Below are 18,944 nucleotides of genomic sequence, written 5' to 3'. Positions count from 1 at the left end.
TAGCCGAAATTCGATTGCTGATGAGAAATCATCCAAATGTATGTTCACCCAAGTTCAATGATTTTCAGTTGGCTTTTTGAGATACTACTGTAGATATAATTACCTGAATTACCTCAAAAGTAGCTGTTTGTTTTCCTTAAGGACCTATTGATGTCTACCCTTGAAATGCAGTTATTAAACGATTTAAAACAAAAAGGTTATGTTAATTTCCCATTTCCACTTTCCCCCCAACAACTGAAGCAAGCAATAACCGCTTTTTTTAAATTTTTAGATGAACCGGAAGCTATTAAAAAACATATCAATTTTTCCATAGCCCCGAATCATCGTCGTGGTGATGTGGGTTATAAGCATCGAAGTGCCGACGATCATCTATATAACGACAACAAGGATTTTTTTCATTTTCATCCGGCAATCTTTGATCGCTACGATGACTTCCTTCTTAATAATAAAGTAGTTGCTGATTTGATGAATGAGGCATTACCGATTTGGCAAATGGCCTATGACACGGTACGAACCATACTCCAGATGTTGGAACCCTTTTATCCAGGGGCATTGGATAAGGTTTTCGCCACCGAGACGCCGCATATACAGTTGCGTTTTCTAAGATATTTTTGGCAAAAATCTGGTAAGTATCTTGCCAAGCCTCATTTTGACGCAGGCTCTTTCACCTTAGCTATCGCCGAAAGCAGCCCAGGGTTACGCATAGGGCGAGATCCGCAGACTCTTGATGAAGTAATTCGTAAAGAAGATCATGCAATATTCATGGTTTCCTCAAACTATAAAAAAATCATCAATAGTGATGAATTATTTCCCGGTTGGCATGATGTCATTCAAGTTCATGATGAAACGATTGGGCAACCTTTTGCGCGTTGGGCCCTTGTAGTATTCATAGAGGCGCACGGCGTTAAAGCATTGCCACGAACAGAAACGCATAAATGGTACACTTCAGCCCACTGAAACTGATGATACACTGATAAGTAACGGAATGATTCCCTCTAATTGGTATCTGAGGTTTGATCGAGGATTAACCCGCGGCTGTTAATATCACTTACAAAAGCCCGGAAAAAAGTCATGCCATTTGAGTCTCGCTATGTAGATATTTGTGTATGAAATTTTTTAGAAAAAATAAGCCTGAGCGAGACAATTTTTCACCTCAATAGTCATTTGCTATACTGAGCATTATGCCCTAGTTTTATGCCGGAAAAATAGATGACAATTCAACAAAAACGAGTGGTTGCGCTATTAGATGTAGATGATACTTTGATGTTTGGCCAACCAGAAACTGAAAAATCCTATTTCTATGAGATGTTTGTAAGACACAAACCTAAGTGGGCTGGAGCAGTCATTTTTGTAGATGATGCGAATAGAAATATTAATTCCGTTATGGGTATGCATAATCAATTAGACCCTGAACATAAACTGCTAACACTCCTGAATCGAAATGAACGCAGAGAAGTAAAGAATGCAAAGAATTTTTATCAGGCAGTTATCCAGCCATTTGTAGAGCTAACTTCTGCATTATTTAATGTATTCAATAGTTATAAACTCGGACGTAAGTTAACGCATAGCTCTAAAAAAAATGAAATTCTTGAGCGCTTGGAGTTAGCTTTGGAAAATTGCAAAACAAGTGAAGAGGTGAATGCAGTAAAGCGTGATTTTGTTGAGTATCAACAATTAAATCATCACCGCTTTAAAATATGGAGTAATACTAAAACTCGTTCAGCTACTGTGTCCGAAGAAATGATTGAAAAGCGCGAAGAACAACTTAAATTGCGTTGATTGAGCCTTTCCAATAGTGAGGCGAATATTGCTTCTGTATTCCCCAATTCAACTGATGTAGTTTACAACAACAGCTCCTTGGTACGCTGGCTTACTATTTTAGATAAAATATCCGCAGAACAAGATAAGGCCTTCAAGTCTTTAGAAATTTTATTGAACCAACACAAGAAATATTTCGAGAAACCACGCCAAGAACATGAAGAATTCTTGTCAAATGAGAAATTGAAATTTATTTAGGAACAACAACACTTACTCATTTCAATAGGTGCGATAGTAAATGCATGTATTGTCAATTTGAATTATTCATTCGTCCGTGTTATCATATATGATAACAATAAGAAATAATCGCAATGACTTGGAACATTGAGTTTTATAATGAATCTGTAGAAGAAGCCATTCTGGAAATGCCTCCCAAAATTCAGGCCAGAATGCTTAAGCTTCTAGAATTAATTGAAGAGCACGGAGCAAATTTGGGACCACCGCATACTGAATCTATGGGCGATGGTCTTTTTGAAATTAGAGCAAAAGCAAAAGAAGGAATAGGCCGTTCTCTTTATTGTTACATGAAAGGGCGCCATATTATTGTGTTACTTGCCTTCGTCAAGAAAAGTAATAAAACGCCTAGGTCTGAACTTGAATTAGCGAGAAAGAGAAAATCGGAGGTTGAAAATGAGCATTCAAAACCTAAAAAATAAAGCCCTTAAAAATCCTGAGGTAAAAGCCGAGTACGATTTATTAGAGCAAGAGTTTGCTTTGATAGATACATTACTTTCCATGAGAAGAAAATCCGGACTAACTCAGGAAGAGATAGCCAAAAAAATGGGGACTCAAAAAGGGAATATCTCACGCTTAGAAAAAGGTAATGGAAATCCGAGCTGGAAAACAATTCAAAATTACGCGCACGCCTGTGGGTTTGAAGTTTCTATGAAAGTTAAAACCATGTCTTCACATAAAAATAATGTCCCTAATTGAGCATACCATTACTACATTACTGAGCATCTTGAGGGCTCTTTCTCTTCTTCAATGGTCCATGAAGAGTCGGGAGCAAGAAAACTTGTAATAAGTGCATTAAGTTCAGTCGGTAAATTTTTAGCTTCAAGCGCTTTAAATATAAGTGTTCTATAGGCTAACATCTCCTTGAACTCAAGAAGCAAGAGATTATTATTTGTATGGTCTTGAGAGGTTTGAACTAATACTTGACCATTGGTGCGAACGCTCACGTTGTAAGGATAATGATTGCCAATATCAACAGGTGTTAATAGGTTGGTCTTCAGACTAAATAAAAATAATTTGACACCCCATACCAAAACCAATACATGCTCATTATCAGGCAAAGGAATCATCTTTCTGGTCCAAAATCCTTTCTTATACGTTTCATCAGAGCAGCTAAGTTTAATCTGCTCATTGAGCCACCATCCCCATTTTTTAATACATTTGGTGTCTTGCCAAACTTGAAAGTTTCTTCCAGAACGGTGGTAGGTTAAAATGTCACCATTAGGTAAGGCTGCAAAATCACCCGAGCCATGGCTATCGATTGAATGCTCTTTTAATGGCTCTATTTTACCTTCTAGCTCAAATTGAAACGCGCCGTTAGCCTGTTCTTTTTTATTTAGCAAAAAGATTTTAAAATCATCGCAGTTATAACCTGAGTATTTAAAAATATATTGACCGGTGGCGAGTTTAGTTAGGTTAGAAAAATAACCATCATCTGCGCCCACATCAATTGGCGCGCTGACGGGCCGGCCTTCAGTTGCACAGTAAATATCATGAAGCATTAATGTGCATGATTTATTTTTGGTATCGTGCTCGACAGTTATAAATTGAAAATTAATCAAAGCTGATAGTATAATTATACGATTAATCAGACTTAGGGTTTTAATAGGAGATTAGATAATCTTAAATCGTTCTCTGCTCAAAAAACCATTATCAACACCGTATTTTTACGGAGCTGGATCAAAAAACGACTATAGATCAGGAATTTGGCGCTTGGGAAAGCCGAATTGAGCTAATCGAAAAAGTAGAGGCATCTCTTTTGCCTTCCTTAGACTCAGTTAAATCCGCTGCCAATAAAAGTTTTGCTATTTCATTTGACGTGATAGAAACAGCTTCTTCTCAAAATTCTTGCATGGTGACGCGTTAGCTATCTGTGTTGATGAATTAATTAGTTCAAGTTGTTTGATAAAGGACCATGTTTTCTCGCGAAATTGTCTCTGTGAGAAAAAGGCTGAAACCCTTACTGCATAGGGGATTTCGCCTTTTTAAGAATGTGACTACCTAGGAACGTTATCAATCTAAAAGTCAGAGATTCTTCAGAGGCATTGGGTGGCCATACAGCATAAACAGGAATGGGCTCCGCTTGCCATTCAGATAGAGGTTCAATGAGATATCCTTGATTGATATCTTCTGCCACAAGAAACGCAGGTGGCGTTGCTATTCCTAATCCAGCTTTTGCTAATTGGCAAACAGCATCCATGCTATCCACGATGATTCTTGGTTCAAAATTGATTAAACAGGTTTTACCTTTTTGGTTGATTAACGTCTTGGTATTTGGGCGCATTTTGAGCCCAATCCAGTCCCATTTAAGTAAATCCTTTGGCTGTTTTGGTGGCTTATACTTGTTCATTAGTTCCGGAGCAACTACTAGTTTACGTTTCATAATAAAAAGTAGTTTTGATTTTAAAGTACTGTCTTTTAACTCACCTATTCTAATTGCCAAATCGATGCCATCCCGAATTAAATCCTGTTGTATGTCGCTAAAATTTATCGAAAGCATTACTTTTGGAAACGACTTGGCAAATACAGCAATGTCATCAGCAAGCGGGCTTCTTGTAAGCATTGCAGGAAGTGTCAAGTTTAATTTGCCAGAGGGTTCAGTCGCATGATAGGCAATACTGTTAAGCCCCTTTTCTGCAGCTGATAACATTGCTTTTGCACTGGTAAATAATTTTTCCCCATCATAAGTGAGAGAGAGTCGCCTGGTGGAACGATAAAGAAGAGCAACACATAGTCGCTCCTCCAACTGGGCTACATGATGGCTTACCACGGAAGGGGAAAGTTGCAGGGCAATTGCAGCAGTACGAAATGATCCTGCCTCTACTACTTTCGCAAAAATTGCCAATGCTCTTAGTTCATCAATCATTATATTATCTAATCGAACAATAAATTCTAATTGTAACATCTAATCAAACTATTTGGATAATGATAATATATTTGACAGTTATAAAATAATACACACTTTAGGAGAATGGTGATGACACTTATATTGGCAATGTTTTCATTTGCGTTGGTCATGTCAATTACGCCCGGACCAGTGAACATGATTATTCTTTCCGCAGGTATTAATTATGGAGTGAAAAAAACCATCCCTTATGTATCAGGGGCGACCATAGGGTTTACATTCTTATTACTATTTATTGGATTGGGCTTTTCGCAATTTATTCAAGCCTACCCCTTTTTTCTAAGCTATCTCGCAATAGCAGGATCGCTATACATTATTTATATGGGATATAAAATTGCTTCTTCAAAATCCGAGTTGGAAATAAACAAAAATGATGCACCTAAATTTTACGAAGGATTTTTACTTCAATGGATCAATCCTAAGGCGTGGATTGCCTGTGTGTCTGGAGTTTCTATTTTCTCCAGCGCAACAAGCTATGATTCGTTTTTGAAGTTTGCCATTATTTATTTTATTGTTTGTTACAGTTCACTGGGGATTTGGGCAATTTTGGGAGATAAAGTATCGTATTTATTAAAAGATCACTTTCGTCTTCGATTGTTTAATTGCATTATGGGACTCTTACTGATTTTAACCGCGGTATATTTATGTTTTGGTCAGATTAATTATTAAGAAGATTTTATTATGTATAGCAAAATGATATTCGGAGAGGTTAATTAGTATGAGATTTTTTAATCGTGTATTCAATGCAAAAAGCAGGATGAATTTAGCAGTCATAGCTGCAGGTACAATTGTCTTGGAGGGTTTTAAAGAATGGGACCGAAGCCAAAAAACAATTGCATATAAACAATCTCAGGATGCGGAGATGGATGCATTTCCTCATCTAAAGGACATTGATTCATTGATTAATCAAGCTTTTTACGATATAGGCACAGTTAAACCGGATGTTTACTATAATATCAAACCGCTAAAAATTATCGAGTCTTCAACAAAACCTGTGTCATTTGAAGAAAATGTTTATTACCTTGTTACCCAGCCTGAATCGCTCACAAAGCACCCTGATATACAAGGTTGGCCTTGTCTTTTAAAAAGACCGCAACAATCTCTTGAGGAAAAATATATTGCACTTAAAAAGGGAAATGGAAGCTATCAAGATTCCTATACACCTGAAACCAGCCAGGCAATCAAACAATTTTTATTAGGTATTAATAATTTTTCATCTACCCCAATGAGTATTGAAAGCTCATTATTTGCTGCTAAACCAAGAGTCATTGTCGATGGATTTATGACCATGTTACCCCCTGCACAAATTTATGCAGTTTCCGGACATGAAGCCATACATCATCTGTATAAACATGATTTGTTAACCTCTATATCTTTCTCCGCGCTCTTAAGAGTAAGCTATAATTTTCTCAATACCAGAAATCTGTCCGCCCGTTTTCTTATAATTTTCGCAATCCCTCCCATTCAACTTTTTTTAACACATACTTTACAGCTTGCTCAGGAAATTCAAGCCGATATTGAATCAACCAAAAAACTAAATACAGCAGGACCATTAATAGATAGTCATCGTGTTTTTGCGCCCATGCAATCAAAGCGTTGGCAGGATAAAATACAGGATCCTCATTTAACACCCGAGCGACGAATTAATTATTTATCTTATTTCACTACATCAAAGCCGCCCTTATTATTTCAATCGTCTATATGGCATGAGCAGCAACAACGGCAAGCATTACAGTCAGCTGAAGAGCAGGCTTTAAAAAATGTTACTATTTTTTATGGTACATCTGAGCAACTAGGGAAGCTTGGTTAATGCTTGTCAATATGAACTATAAATCAAAACAACAAATTGCGAAGATACGAAAAAGGGTGGCGATACATAAAAGAGCGCATAATTGTTTTTGAGACGGGCTGTGGATGACCCGCGTTGGGCAGTTCGTGAATACGCACATCCGGACGATGATTAACTTCTATAATGACTCCGCCGGTTTCCACAATGGGCTGGTTGATATCCTCGCATTCAACATCGATTCCTGTCAGCTGCAGATTGAGCTGTTCGGCAACCTGAATCATCAATTGGCGATTTTCGCGGCTTATTTCTTTGCCCAGGGATTCATAGCTTCCTCCTCGGGTGCCGTTAGACGTGTAAGCTAAAACTATCCGCTCATCCTTTGGAGGAATATAATCCAGACTGATACCTCGCTCCTTAAGCCGAATCATGCATTCTTCATCTGCAGTGATTGGCCCCAGATCTGGATTATCTAAAGCCTGCCGTTCGATATTTGCAGCATCAATTAACTCTTTGATAGTAAGACTGCCATTGCCAATAACATTTGCCGGGCGGCACAAAACGACGCCGATGACTTCTTTATTGAAAACCAGCACACGATAGGATTTTAAATTTCCATGGAATTCTTCAATCAAGAGATGATGGTGCAAAGAAAATATGCGAAGCAGATGACGAGTTAATTCCTCAAGAGATTGAATATTACAGAGAACATCCATTCCCAGCGAGCCAGTAAGCGGTTTGACTACCAGTGGAAAATTTAAATCAGCGATTCGCTCATTGAGCAGATTATTTTCAAAATCCTCAAGATTCAAATAAGCGGCTTTGGGGACTGGAATGCCGGCACTTTCCAGCAAAGTGTTTGTGTAAAATTTATTGATTGCGATTCTTGCGCTGCAGCTATTGTTAAAAGGGGATTCATTATAAGAAAAATGGTAGTGGTGTTTTCCCAGTACCACTTCAAAGCCATCAATTTCTTCTCTCAATATTACAGGCAGGCCCAGAGCCTTTGCGCTTAAATAAAAACGCTCCGTATTCGGATGAATGATAGTTCCTTTAATGAAATCAATAGTAATTCCCCAGGTACGTCATCCTGAACGGAGTGAAGGATCTCAAACTGCTTAGAGCTGAGCCAGATTCAGGAGACCCTTCACTGCGTTCAGGATGACGTTGGGACGATTTGATTGACTAAAATCAATATCAATCATCATAATTATAAGAGTTGTCTATTTCAAGCGTCTTTGCTGTTTAATCAGCTCATCAACTACTTCATTAAAACGGCAGGCGATCTCTGCCATGCATTCGGCTGTTAAAGGGCCATTGATTGACAATTGATAGTCTCCCTTGGCATTTCTCGAAAAGTAAATCCATAAATTCTGATTGCCGATGGGGCGGTTGAGCCCTCCAAAATAACTGGGATAGCTGTAATGCAAATCGGCAAATTTTGCGTCTGCCACTTCTTTGCCAAAGACGCTGGCTGTCATATTGATAAGTACTTTCAGACCATCAGGTTTCTGCAACGGCAGCTTCCATTTAAATAATTTATTCAGTTTTATTTTAAGCCGGCTGCTTTTCTTTAATAAGATGCTCTGGCTTAAATAATCCAGATAGTAGGGTACAAGTTTTTCATTGATTACTTCATTAAATGACTTGCCAAGAAACCATTTATTCCACCAAAAAATAAGCTGCTTGCTTATCGAGAAGTTAGATCCATTAATCCCTGTATTTTTAATAAAATACGAACACCTCTGGAAAGGGGCAGTTTTTAAAAGTTCGGTTTCCACCGCTTTGATGCGATCAATAAAAGAAAGATTATCTTCATAACTTAAGTTGATACGTTTGTATTGTGAAAACAGGCCCACAGTGGATTTATATTGACTGCCTTCACGACCGGTATGAATGAGGATAATGGGAATTTTTTGCTGCTGGCTCATTTGATGAAAGACCATCTGACAGATTGCGATAAGCCCTGAACTGATATTCAGATTATTCGCTGCATGCCATTCAACGATTGTACTTATCCCTGGATTGATTGTGTAATGATTCATGTGCTGAGGCCGATATACTGCGGCGTCTGGCAAATGATGATGAGCGCCGAAATACAGGTAATTGCAACCCTGATTGTATTCCTGCCAAAATGAAATTTTATTATCTAAATCCCTCTGATATTGAGAATTATTATTTTTAACATAATCTAAAAAGGATTTTTTCTCAGGTCTTGGAAGCAGCGATTTCCCTTGAGAAAGCGCCTCATAACAAGCTCTGAATTCAGCGAATACAATATCGCAGGATGCATCATCAACAATGATATGCGGTAATACCAGATGAAGTTCATGTAAGTCATTATTCAGCTTATAAAGATAGGCTCGAACCAAGGGCGGATGATCCAGCTCAATAAGCCGCATGGTGTTGTTGTAAAATTCCTGGCTGAGCAGATTGGATTCATTGTTTAAAGAAATATCTTTATAAATCAATCTGAACTCCCCCCGTTTTTCCAGAGTCTGAGTGGGAACTGATTGATTGAACTGAAGCCAGAATGCAGCATGCTGATTAACAACAAAATCCAGCGCACTGCTGACATATTCCTTATTCAACCTGCCATGGAGTTGCAACTGCATGGACGTGTTATAGCCATAATTCAGTTTATTGATTGCCCAGAAACTAAACTGGAAATCGCATAAAGGGACTTCTTCTCTGAGCCATTGCGTATCCTCAGCAGGTGAATCAGTCTGCTCATATATAAGCTGCAATTCCCGGGCGATATTTTCGGCAATTTTTTCAATACTGGGATCATTGATGAAATATTCAATCGGTATACTCAGGTTTGGGCATTGTAATTTATCATGAATACGATTGCGAATTTCAATGGACATCAGCGAGTCTACCCCAAGTGAAAACAGAGCACTCTGAGGCCGAATTTGTCTGGCGTTATCCAGCGCTAATACATCAGCAGTGATTTCACATAATACCCGACTCAGAAGACCAGTGCGCTCAGCATGACTTCTCTGACGTAAGGCATTAAAAAAGTATTGAACAGGTGGTTTGTTTTTAGCAAAATCCGAGAGTTCAGCTTGTCTTACCGAGTGTTTTAAATAAATGTCCCAATGCACACGACAAACGGCGATTTGGGCTAAATCGCTATTTAGCAAACAATCAAGGACATTCAGATTTTCTTTTTCCAGAGGGATGAAGCCAAATTGCTGCAGGCCGGGGGTCAGTTTCGCCGTCATACCTTTCGCGTTAAAGGGACCCCAATTGATGGATAATCCCGGCAGTCCCTGCTGTTTTCGAAAATGAGCCAGGCCATCTAAAAAACCATTGGCAGCGACATAGTTTGCCTGCCCACGTGCGCCCAATAAGGAAGCAGTCGAGGAAAACAATACAAACCATTTCAAGGGCAGTGACTGGGTGAGCTGATGCAAAATCAAAGCGCTGTCCATTTTAGAACTCAACACCGCTTGTAGATCTTCGTCGCTCAAATTGATAATTAAACCATCTCGTACTATACCGGCGAGATGAAATACTGCTGTCAATGGCGGGTATTTTTGCTGAATTTCATTGAACAATGCGTCCATTTGCTGGTAATTGCTGGCATCTGCCTGATAGTGCCTGATAGTAACCTGCTTGAATCGGGCAGCTTCAATTATATTCTCTGTCGCGGGCGGGCAGGGGCTTCTGCTGGTAATAATTATATGTCTGGCGCCTCTTTCAATGAGATAGTCAATCAGATCGGCCGCAATAGCCCCGGTGCCGCCAGTAATCAGGCAACTGCTTTTGTTGTCGAATATCTGTTCTTCATTCTCAATGGGGCTGCTTAATTCTTTTCTTTTGATTCGAGGCACATATACGCCTTCCCGGAGCGCAAACTGATTTTCCTCGCCTGGATTCAGCAGGTGAGGTATAACCGACAATAAATCACTCTCGTCATCTAAATCCACTGTAAAGTTGCGGTTCAAATCCCATTCATTTCTAAAGCTTCGCCAGAATGCGTTCGCCATACTGTGATAAGGATTTACTTTTTCTCCATCGTGAATGGCATGTGCGTTTTCAGTCAGCAAGAGGAAGCTTTGCGGGCGGGATTTAAATAGCTGCTGGCAGCAATGGACGAGTTCATGAAACTGACCTTGCTCATATAGGAAAATGATATTTTTATCAGTCAGGTTCATCAGCTGACTGACATTGGAAAACAATCGGTATTTAATATCGCCCAGCAGTTGGACTGCTTTTTGTGGATCACTGGCAATCACTAAATACTCTGGCAATTCTGGAACAGAGTTTATCGGAGGCAATTGATGCCACTGGGTTTCATAAAGATTTTGCAGCATTACTTCTTGTAAATTCAGATCATTTCGTGAAATGGGCTTTAACACAAGCCCCTCCAGGCGGGCAATCAGCAAACCGGAATGATCATACAATTTGATTTCAATAACGGGGTCTTTCCCGTCAAAGTCTTTTTGTCTGACAAGATGTGCCCAAACACTTTTTGGCGCTTCCTGAAAACTGGTCATGCGCGAAAATGAGCAGGGAAGATAATTTCCTTCGCTAATTAAGAGAAGCCTGGCCGATTGCATGATGCCATCCAGCAATGCAGGATGATAATAATAGCCATCATTGCTTTTATCAAAGCGAATCTCTGCAAGCAGACTGTCCGCGTTGAAGCGCACTTCCTGCAGCACCTGGAAGGACTTACCGTAATTTTGGGATTCCTGCTTAAATTTGTCGTAGATTTGCTCGGGCTGGTAATGCTGAGTATATTGCGATATCAGATGCTCAAGATCAATTTGTTCAGGAGTTTCCGACTCGCTTGCATGCAAGGTCATTGTGGCAAATAACTGCCACTGCTCATCTTTTTTGACGAAATGCCTGATATCAAAAGAATTATTGTCAGCTGGTTTTACCTGGAACTGCAAATCAAGGGTCTGGCCAATGGCCAGATGAGACAGCATATTAAACTGCTCGATACAAAGAGCGGACTCTTTGAAAATCAATTTAGCTGCTGACAGGCCGCATTCGATGCTGGCCGCGGCAGGAAATATCGTTTTGCCAAATAATTGAAATTGATCCAGAAACCCTGAAAACTCCAGACTGGTTTTCTGATTAAAGAGAAATTCATTATCCGGAAGTGTCAGCATTTGCCCCAAAAGTGGATGAATTTGTTCCACATTCAAGGCGCGGTCATTTTTTTTGTCTGCCCAATATTCATTACGTTCAAAGACATAGTGAGGTAATTTAACCTTAATGAACTCAGCGTTCTCACCATGATAAAAAGAAGCCCAATCGATGGTGTTACCCTGAAGATAACTGAGTAACAGATTTTTCAACAGGGGAGTTGTTTCCTCCAAATGCCCGGTCTGATTTTTCCAGGAATACAGCAGCTGATCATCGCTAATCTTTTGAGCGGCTTCAACAGGATCTTTGGCTACCAGAACCAGTCGATAGGCATAATGATCACGGCAAGTCGCTGCTGTGAAGCAGATATCTCTGAATTGAGCTGAGGTGGTTTTCAGAAATTGCTGATAGCGCTCAGTCAACTTCTCAAGTGCTGTAGGAGATTTTGCCGACAAAATCAAAGCATATGACTGTGAACTTTCTGAAGCGCCTACAAAAGCTTTCTCCGGGAATTCCTGAAGAATGACATGGGCATTGGTGCCGCTAAAGCCAAATGAATTAACACCTGCATATCTTAAATGGCCAGAGCTTTTCCAGTCCAATGTCTGCAAAGCGATATAAGGATTCCTGACTTTGATATTCGGGTTTAAATGCTTAAAATTCAGATGCTTGTAAATTTTTTTGTGTTGCAGGCCAATCACGGTTTTAATCATGCCGGCAACGCCTGATGCCGCTTCAAGATGGCCGATGTTCGTCTTGACACTGCCAAGATACAGGGAAGAATCACGGCGCTCCTGGCCATACACGCTATGAATGGCATGCACCTCAATGGGATCACCCAGAGGGGTTCCTGTACCATGCGCTTCAATATAACTGATGTCCTCACTGGCCAGACCTGATTGTTTCAGGGCTTTTAACATTACAGCTTCCTGGCTTTTGCCATTAGGTACGGTTAAACCCGCTGCCTTCCCATCGTTATTGACTGCCGACGCTTTAATCACCGCCAAGATAGTGTCTTTATCGCGAATCGCATCTGCCATACGTTTGAGTAAGAGAACGCCGCAACCCTCGCCGCGGGCATAGCCATCGGCTTCGGCATCAAAAGTCTTGCATTGGCCGTCTGGCGATAAGGCATTGGCTCTGCATAGGGTGACATTGGATTCAGGCATCAATAATACATTTACGCCGCCTGCCAGGGCATAGTCGATTTCACCGTTTTTCAGGCTGGTACAGGCATAATGAATAGCCACCAGCGCCGAGGAACAGGAGGTATCGATACTTAAGGATGGGCCTTTAAAGTCAAAAATATAAGCAACTCGTCCTGGAATCAGGTTTAATACATTTCCGGTAATCGAAAAAGTGCTTAGTTCTTCATTTGAAAAACCGGATTTTTCAAGGCTTGCATAGTATTCATTAGGTCCAACACCCGCAAAGACCCCGGTTAGACTGCCGCGTAAGGATTCAGGGGGATAATTGGCATGTTCCAGTGCTTTATAACTGCATTCCAGAAAAAGACGCTGCTGGGGATCCATCAATTTGGCTTCACGCGGACTAATTCCAAAAAAAGAGGCGTCAAAGCCTTTGATATTCTCAATTAATCCCATTTTACTGACATAGGATTTACCCGGAGCATTTCGATTCGGATCATAATATTTTCGATTATCCCAGCGCTCAACAGGAATATCCTGGATGCCGCTTAAACCCTGCTCGAGCAGGGCTTCAAATGCGTCAAGATCAGTGGCTTTGGGAAAAGAGCAGCTCATGCCAATAATGGCGATATCATCCTCTTGCGGTTTCATCTCAGTTTGAATCAAATGATCAATTGTCCGAGCTCCAAGCTCGCTATGGATGTACTGAGCCAGTTTGCTGATTGATGGATAATCAAAGCCGATGGTCGCTGCAAGTTTCAGCGAAGGTTCCAGCTTTTTCCTTAATAAACTTGCGAGTTCGGTCATCATTAAGGAGTCAAAGCCAATTTCAAAAAAACCTTCATCCTCATCAAGAGGTTCCTGTGCAGAAATTTCCAGAATTTCCCTGCAGACGTCTGTGACCAGGGCTTTACAGCTTTGCAGGCGTTTATCCTCGCTGCATTGAGCATAGTGTTGAAGCCACGATGAGTAGCGGGGTTCTTCTGATGGAGCCCCTTTTTCATCCGCTGCCTGCTCAAGTGATTCCGCCAATGCCTGATAGAATAATGGGCGGGGCTTATGCACAAAATCCAGCATGAATTGCAGGTATTGAGGCGATATAACTGTCAGCTGTTTTAATCCGCTATGGAGCAGGGTTCTGATAAATTCCTGTCCCTGGGCATTGCTGATTAAAGATTCTTTTAATCCCTGATCGCGGGCCCGTTTGATTGACATCCCGGCTTCCCCCCAGGGGCCCCATTGAATGGCTATACCAGGCAATCCCAGCTGCCGCCGATAGCTCATTAAAGCATCCAGAAAACTGTTGGTGGCGCTGTAAACCGATTCTTTATTACTGCCAAAAACGGAGGAGATAGAGGAATATCCAATAAAGAAATCCAGATCAACGTTCTGACTTAGCTCATGCAGATACCAGCTGCCTTCCACTTTAGCGGAAAATAAATAATCGACATCGACATTCTGGTGTTCAAGTAGTGAGGCCTTTACAGCGGCCCCGGCGGCATGAATAATTCCTTTTAACATACCATCTTTATTGAGCTCAACAAGCAATTGTCTCAGTTTTTCCCTGTCGGTGATATCCAGACTGATTGTTTTAATAGTGGCGTCGGGATAATTCAGCTGAATTGTCTTAAGCCTTTCTTCAATACCTGGTTTTTCAGGATTTCTACCCAGTAGAATTAATTCCCTGGCTCCGCTTGCCAGTAAGGCCTTAGCGCTTATGAGACCCAAGCCTCCCAGTCCGCCGCTAATGAGATAGCGAGCCTTAGGATTCAGATTGTTTTTTTCATCCGCCAAGGGTATTTTCTTTAACCGGCTTATCAGACGCTTTCCCTGCCGATAGGCAACCATATGCTCATAGGAGCCGTCATGATTATAATAAATTTCATCCACTATCCGGGGGATATCCAGTTCATCGAAATCGATAAGAATGCTCTCAAATTGCGGTAATTCCAGTGTGAGGGTTTTGCAAAAACCAGCAAGAGGGCTGTTAGCCAGATTGGGAGCGCCTGCAAATTCTGCAATGCCGTTATGACTGAGCACAATCAACTTTAAGTCAGCATGCTTTGCGTCAAGTTCTTTGACTAAATTCAGGAGCTGTTTAATGGTGTTTTTCTGAAATTCTAATAGCGAATGAATGTCATCCATTGGTATCGACTGCAGGCTTGCAGCGAAAATAACCCCATCCAAATCTTCCAGAGAATAATTTTCTTCCGCTTGAATGATATTTAAGCCCTGGTTTTCAAAACCGGAGGCTAATTCAGAGGCTCCTATTAAAAGCCAGCGTTTGCGGTTCTGACCGGCATTCTGTTTATTGAGGGCCTGGGGCTGCCATTGCAGTTGAAAACACCAGTCATCAGGGATTGCTGTGTCTGTTGAAGTGTTCTTATTCTCAAACCAGTATTCCTGCCGATCAAATTCATAAAGCGGTAAATTGACCTTTTCAAATTGAATGTTCAGCGAGTGGTAATACGCTTGCCAGTCGAAGCTCAAACCTTCCTGCCAGGCCGTTTGCAGTTGATCAAGGCTCTGCGGTTGAGAGCGAGTTCCTTCTTCTTTTTTAAGCGGATAAATCAGGTAAAGACGTTTTCTGATAAGGGTTGCCGCCTCAGCAGCGGTACTGGCGCGAAGAATGGTTCTGAATAGATAGTGACCGCGGCAAGTGGCCGCCGTATAACAGATATCGGCAAACTCATCGTCGGTATCCGATAAATATTGTTCATAGCGAGCGATAAGTAATTCGAGTGATTCCTGGCTTTTAGCGGATAAAATCAGGGTAAATTCCTGGGAAAACGCTTTTTTTTCAACAGCGCGTTCCGGAGCTTGTTCAATTACGGCATGCGCATTGGCGCCGCTAAATCCAAAGGAGCTGACGCCTGCCCGTTTTAAATCCGAAGTGTCAGGCCAAGGCATAGTTTCTAAGGGTATAGCAGTATTTTTAAGTTCAATCTCAGGGTTTAGCCTTTTGAAGTTTAAATGCTTAAACAGACGTTCATTCTGTAAACTTAAGACTGTTTTAATGACTCCTGCGACACCGGATGCGCTTTCGCTATGACCAATATTGGTTTTAACCGAGCTCACATACAGCGGATGCGCCTGACTGTGTGAAGAGGAAAAGACTCTGGTCAGTGTATTCATTTCAATGGGATCGGCCAAGGGGGTGCCGGTTCCATGGGCTTCAATGTAATCGATTGACTGAGGATTGAGTTTTGCCTTGGCCAGCGCGCGACGGATAACCTCTTCCTGAGCGATGCCATTGGGAACAGTAAACCCACCACTTTTACCGCTGCTGTTAGTTGCGGTGCCTTTAATCACCGCCAGAATAGTATCATTGTCTTTCAGGGCTGCCTGTAAGGGTTTTAAAATAATCACACCACAGCCTTCACTTCGTGCATAGCCGTCGGCATCCTCGCTAAAGGTTTTACAGCGGCTATCGGGTGACAGCATTTTGGCTTTGGACAAGGTAATATTGGAGTTAGGGGTTAATATGACATTAACACCTCCTGCTATCGCCATGCTGCAGTCGCCCGCCTGCAAGCTAAGACAGGCATTATGGATAGCAGTCATTGAAGACGAGCAGGCGGTATCCACCACCTGAACCGGGCCATGTAAATCAAAGGCATAAGCGACTCGTCCGGCTAAGGCATTCAATACATTGCCTGTAGCGAAATAGATGTTCAAATCTTCGAGCCCAAGGCCTGCGTTTTCCATAATTCGCGGGTATTCGTTGGTACCAATCCCTACGAATACTCCTGTTTTGCTGTTTTTGATGAGGTCAGGAGAGAGGTTGGCATGTTCCAGCGCATGATAGCTGCATTCCATAAAAATACGCAATTGCGGCGACATGAACTTGGCTTCGCGAGGGCTGATATTAAAAAAATTGGCATCAAACTGTTTAATATTATCGAGTAAGCCAAGCTGCTTAACGTAGAGTTTTCCGGGCGTCTCAATATTGGGATCGTAAAATTTGTCATTATCCCAACGATCTAAGGGAATGAAATCCATCCCGCTTTTACCTTGTTCGAGAAGGGCAAGAAATTCATTAAGATTGGGCGCTTTGGGGAAACGGCAACTCATACCAATAATGGCAATGGGTTCATCTTTTGCCAATAATTGGGGTGCAATCGCTTCAATCGCATGCGGTTCATGGTAAAAATGTTTTTTGTCGAAGCAATACAGCGGTAAATTAACCTTGTTATAAGCAATATTTTCCGGGGTTTTGACATTGTGGCCGGCCATAAATTGCTGGTAAATGGCTTTCGGTGTATCAAGAATCAGACGGTCTTTTTTGACAGCAACTTTTTCTATCGCATAATGGGCTGATTCAATCGCACGCACGAGTTCCTGTTTATCGCTCGCCAAAATAGCACAGCGAAATTTATAATGATTGCGGCAGTTTATTAAACTCAGGCAAATATCGTGTAAATTGTCGCTGCTGTTTTTCAGAAAGTCAGGGTATTGTCTGAGCATCTGTTGTAATGAATTTTCGCTGTTGGCGGAAATTACAAAACATTCCTGCTCATTCTCATCAGTGACTCTTTTGGGCTGTTCAGGGGCCTCTTCGATTAAAAGGCTGACATTGGTTCCGCTGAAGCCAAAATTGGTTACCTGAGCGATTCGTTTTTTATGATTCTGTTTCTTATATGAAACGGCGGTTATTGGAAACAGCGCTGGAATTATTTCTGGATGGATTGATTGATTAGGATTTGAAAAATGCAGGTTTGGCGGAATGTGTTCATGTTTTAAGGCAGAAATCACCTTAATCAGCGAGGCAAGTCCTGAACAGGAAATGGTATGGCCGAGATTGCTTTTTAATGCGCCTGCGATTAATGGCTTAGTTTCTGAATGATGGCCTTGATGGACTGTTTCGATTGCTTTGAATTCTACAGTATCACCGGCGGTGGTCCCGGTTCCATGCGTTTCAATGTAATCAATGTCTCCTGGAGTTATTGCCGCGTCAGCGAGAATAGCCTTATGCATGGCGATTTGCGCTTCCACATTGGGAGAAACCATGCTGATGCCCCCTCCATCCTGGTTCATCACCAGGCTTTTTATCACGGCATGGATGGTATCCCCGTCTTTTATCGCATCACTAAGTCGTTTTACAATCACCACCGCAGCACCTTCGCTGCGTACATAACCGTCTGCCTGACTATCAAAACTGCTGCACTGACCGCGCGCAGAGAGCATATTGGCTCGTGATACGCCAATAAAATTTTCCGGACAGAGATTCAGATGGACTCCTCCGACAATCGCCAGCTGACATTGTCCTGTTCGCAGCGCATTCGCCGCGAGATACAAGGCGGACAATGAAGAGGAGCAGGCGGTATCCACGGCCATCGCCGGACCTTTCAGGTTCAGATAATGGCAGAGTCTTCCCACGCTGGCACTTGCTGCCACACCCACCGGAGTGTATTCATTGAACTCGATTTGGTCTTTAATGTTTAACTGATTGTATTCATGGGTAGATAGCCCGCAATACACTCCGGTATCTGAACCCGTGAGAGTATCAGTGCTGATGTTGGCATGATTTAAGGCGCGAATGGCCACTTCTAAAAAAAGACGGTGCTGAGGATCTATTTGCTTCGCCTCAACCGGCGATATTTTAAAAAAATCGGCATCGAAAAGATAGGGATCTTCTAAAAACCCGCCTTTACGGCTGATGATTTTATTAGTTTTATTTCGATCGGCATCATAATAGGCGTCAATATTCCAGCGATTTGGCGGAACCTCTTTTATTGGCGTTTGGGCTTCCATCAACATGGCATGAAACGCCTCACAATCTTCAATATCAGCATTCATGCCTGGAAACAGGCAATTCATCCCGATAATTGCAAGCGGTTCACTTATATTAGAGTTTGATTCCACACTTTTATCCATTTTTACCACTGATTCATGCTCCGAAACGCTGATCAACCGCTATAATCGCAAAGAGATGCGATAAACAAAG

The 18,944-nt window shown here is 41.5% G+C and carries 10 protein-coding genes; 6 read left to right on the top strand and 4 right to left on the bottom strand.

What is annotated here, in order from left to right:
- Positions 1-150 precede the first annotated feature (150 nt).
- From B1207_RS06355 to B1207_RS06335, 4 genes are all read left to right on the top strand, one after another.
- Positions 151-957 (top strand): hypothetical protein, encoded by an 807-nt coding sequence (locus tag B1207_RS06355; RefSeq protein WP_112219159.1) that lies wholly within the window; start codon positions 151-153, stop codon positions 955-957.
- A 252-nt stretch (positions 958-1,209) separates the two neighbouring features.
- A complete protein-coding gene (locus tag B1207_RS06350; RefSeq protein ID WP_112219158.1) occupies positions 1,210-1,779 on the top strand; it encodes a hypothetical protein in 570 nt (189 codons plus the stop codon).
- A gap of 350 nt (positions 1,780-2,129) precedes the next feature.
- Positions 2,130-2,474 (top strand): type II toxin-antitoxin system RelE/ParE family toxin, encoded by a 345-nt coding sequence (locus tag B1207_RS06340; protein ID WP_112219156.1) that lies wholly within the window; start codon positions 2,130-2,132, stop codon positions 2,472-2,474.
- Positions 2,449-2,751, top strand: coding sequence for a helix-turn-helix domain-containing protein (locus B1207_RS06335; protein WP_112219155.1), 303 nt, complete (start codon positions 2,449-2,451; stop codon positions 2,749-2,751). Before B1207_RS06340 ends, B1207_RS06335 begins: the two co-directional genes overlap by 26 nt.
- Before the next feature lie 11 nt (positions 2,752-2,762).
- On the opposite strand, the gene B1207_RS06330 is transcribed toward B1207_RS06335, so the two are convergent.
- A complete protein-coding gene (locus B1207_RS06330) occupies positions 2,763-3,554 on the bottom strand; it encodes a hypothetical protein (protein ID WP_112219154.1) in 792 nt (263 codons plus the stop codon).
- A gap of 458 nt (positions 3,555-4,012) precedes the next feature.
- Entirely contained in the window at positions 4,013-4,918 is a 906-nt protein-coding gene (locus B1207_RS06325; RefSeq protein WP_112219274.1) for a LysR family transcriptional regulator, read from the bottom strand.
- 111 nt (positions 4,919-5,029) lie between these two features.
- Between B1207_RS06325 and B1207_RS06320 the strand changes: the two genes are divergently transcribed.
- Complete coding sequence (locus B1207_RS06320) at positions 5,030-5,626, top strand: LysE family translocator (protein ID WP_112219153.1); 597 nt, start codon at positions 5,030-5,032, stop codon at positions 5,624-5,626.
- Positions 5,627-5,675: 49 nt separating this feature from the next.
- Positions 5,676-6,767 carry a M48 family metalloprotease gene (locus B1207_RS06315; protein ID WP_112219152.1) on the top strand — a complete coding sequence of 364 codons (1,092 nt, stop codon included), beginning with the start codon at positions 5,676-5,678 and terminating at the stop codon, positions 6,765-6,767.
- A gap of 23 nt (positions 6,768-6,790) precedes the next feature.
- Here B1207_RS06315 and B1207_RS06310 read toward each other — a convergent pair whose 3' ends face one another.
- Positions 6,791-7,726 (bottom strand): UDP-N-acetylmuramyl peptide synthase, encoded by a 936-nt coding sequence (locus B1207_RS06310; protein ID WP_172458155.1) that lies wholly within the window; start codon positions 7,724-7,726, stop codon positions 6,791-6,793.
- A gap of 240 nt (positions 7,727-7,966) precedes the next feature.
- Positions 7,967-18,874: an SDR family NAD(P)-dependent oxidoreductase gene (locus tag B1207_RS06305; protein WP_112219150.1), complete on the bottom strand. Its 10,908-nt coding sequence runs from the start codon at positions 18,872-18,874 to the stop codon at positions 7,967-7,969.
- Positions 18,875-18,944 lie beyond the last annotated feature (70 nt).

Source organism: Legionella quinlivanii (assembly GCF_003265995.1).
Lineage (GTDB): Bacteria > Pseudomonadota > Gammaproteobacteria > Legionellales > Legionellaceae > Legionella_C > Legionella_C quinlivanii_A.
Note: the sequence above shows the minus strand (reverse complement) of the source record. Positions and strands in the feature narration are given on the sequence as shown.

Coding starts and splice junctions, on each gene's coding strand:
- B1207_RS06315 (WP_112219152.1), top strand. CDS start 5,676: ATGAGATTTTTTAATCGTGTATTCAATGCAAAAAGCAGGATGAATTTA.
- B1207_RS06330 (WP_112219154.1), bottom strand. CDS start 3,554: ATGCTTCATGATATTTACTGTGCAACTGAAGGCCGGCCCGTCAGCGCG.
- B1207_RS06305 (WP_112219150.1), bottom strand. CDS start 18,874: ATGGATAAAAGTGTGGAATCAAACTCTAATATAAGTGAACCGCTTGCA.
- B1207_RS06350 (WP_112219158.1), top strand. CDS start 1,210: ATGACAATTCAACAAAAACGAGTGGTTGCGCTATTAGATGTAGATGAT.
- B1207_RS06325 (WP_112219274.1), bottom strand. CDS start 4,918: ATGATTGATGAACTAAGAGCATTGGCAATTTTTGCGAAAGTAGTAGAG.
- B1207_RS06355 (WP_112219159.1), top strand. CDS start 151: ATGTCTACCCTTGAAATGCAGTTATTAAACGATTTAAAACAAAAAGGT.
- B1207_RS06335 (WP_112219155.1), top strand. CDS start 2,449: ATGAGCATTCAAAACCTAAAAAATAAAGCCCTTAAAAATCCTGAGGTA.
- B1207_RS06340 (WP_112219156.1), top strand. CDS start 2,130: ATGACTTGGAACATTGAGTTTTATAATGAATCTGTAGAAGAAGCCATT.
- B1207_RS06320 (WP_112219153.1), top strand. CDS start 5,030: ATGACACTTATATTGGCAATGTTTTCATTTGCGTTGGTCATGTCAATT.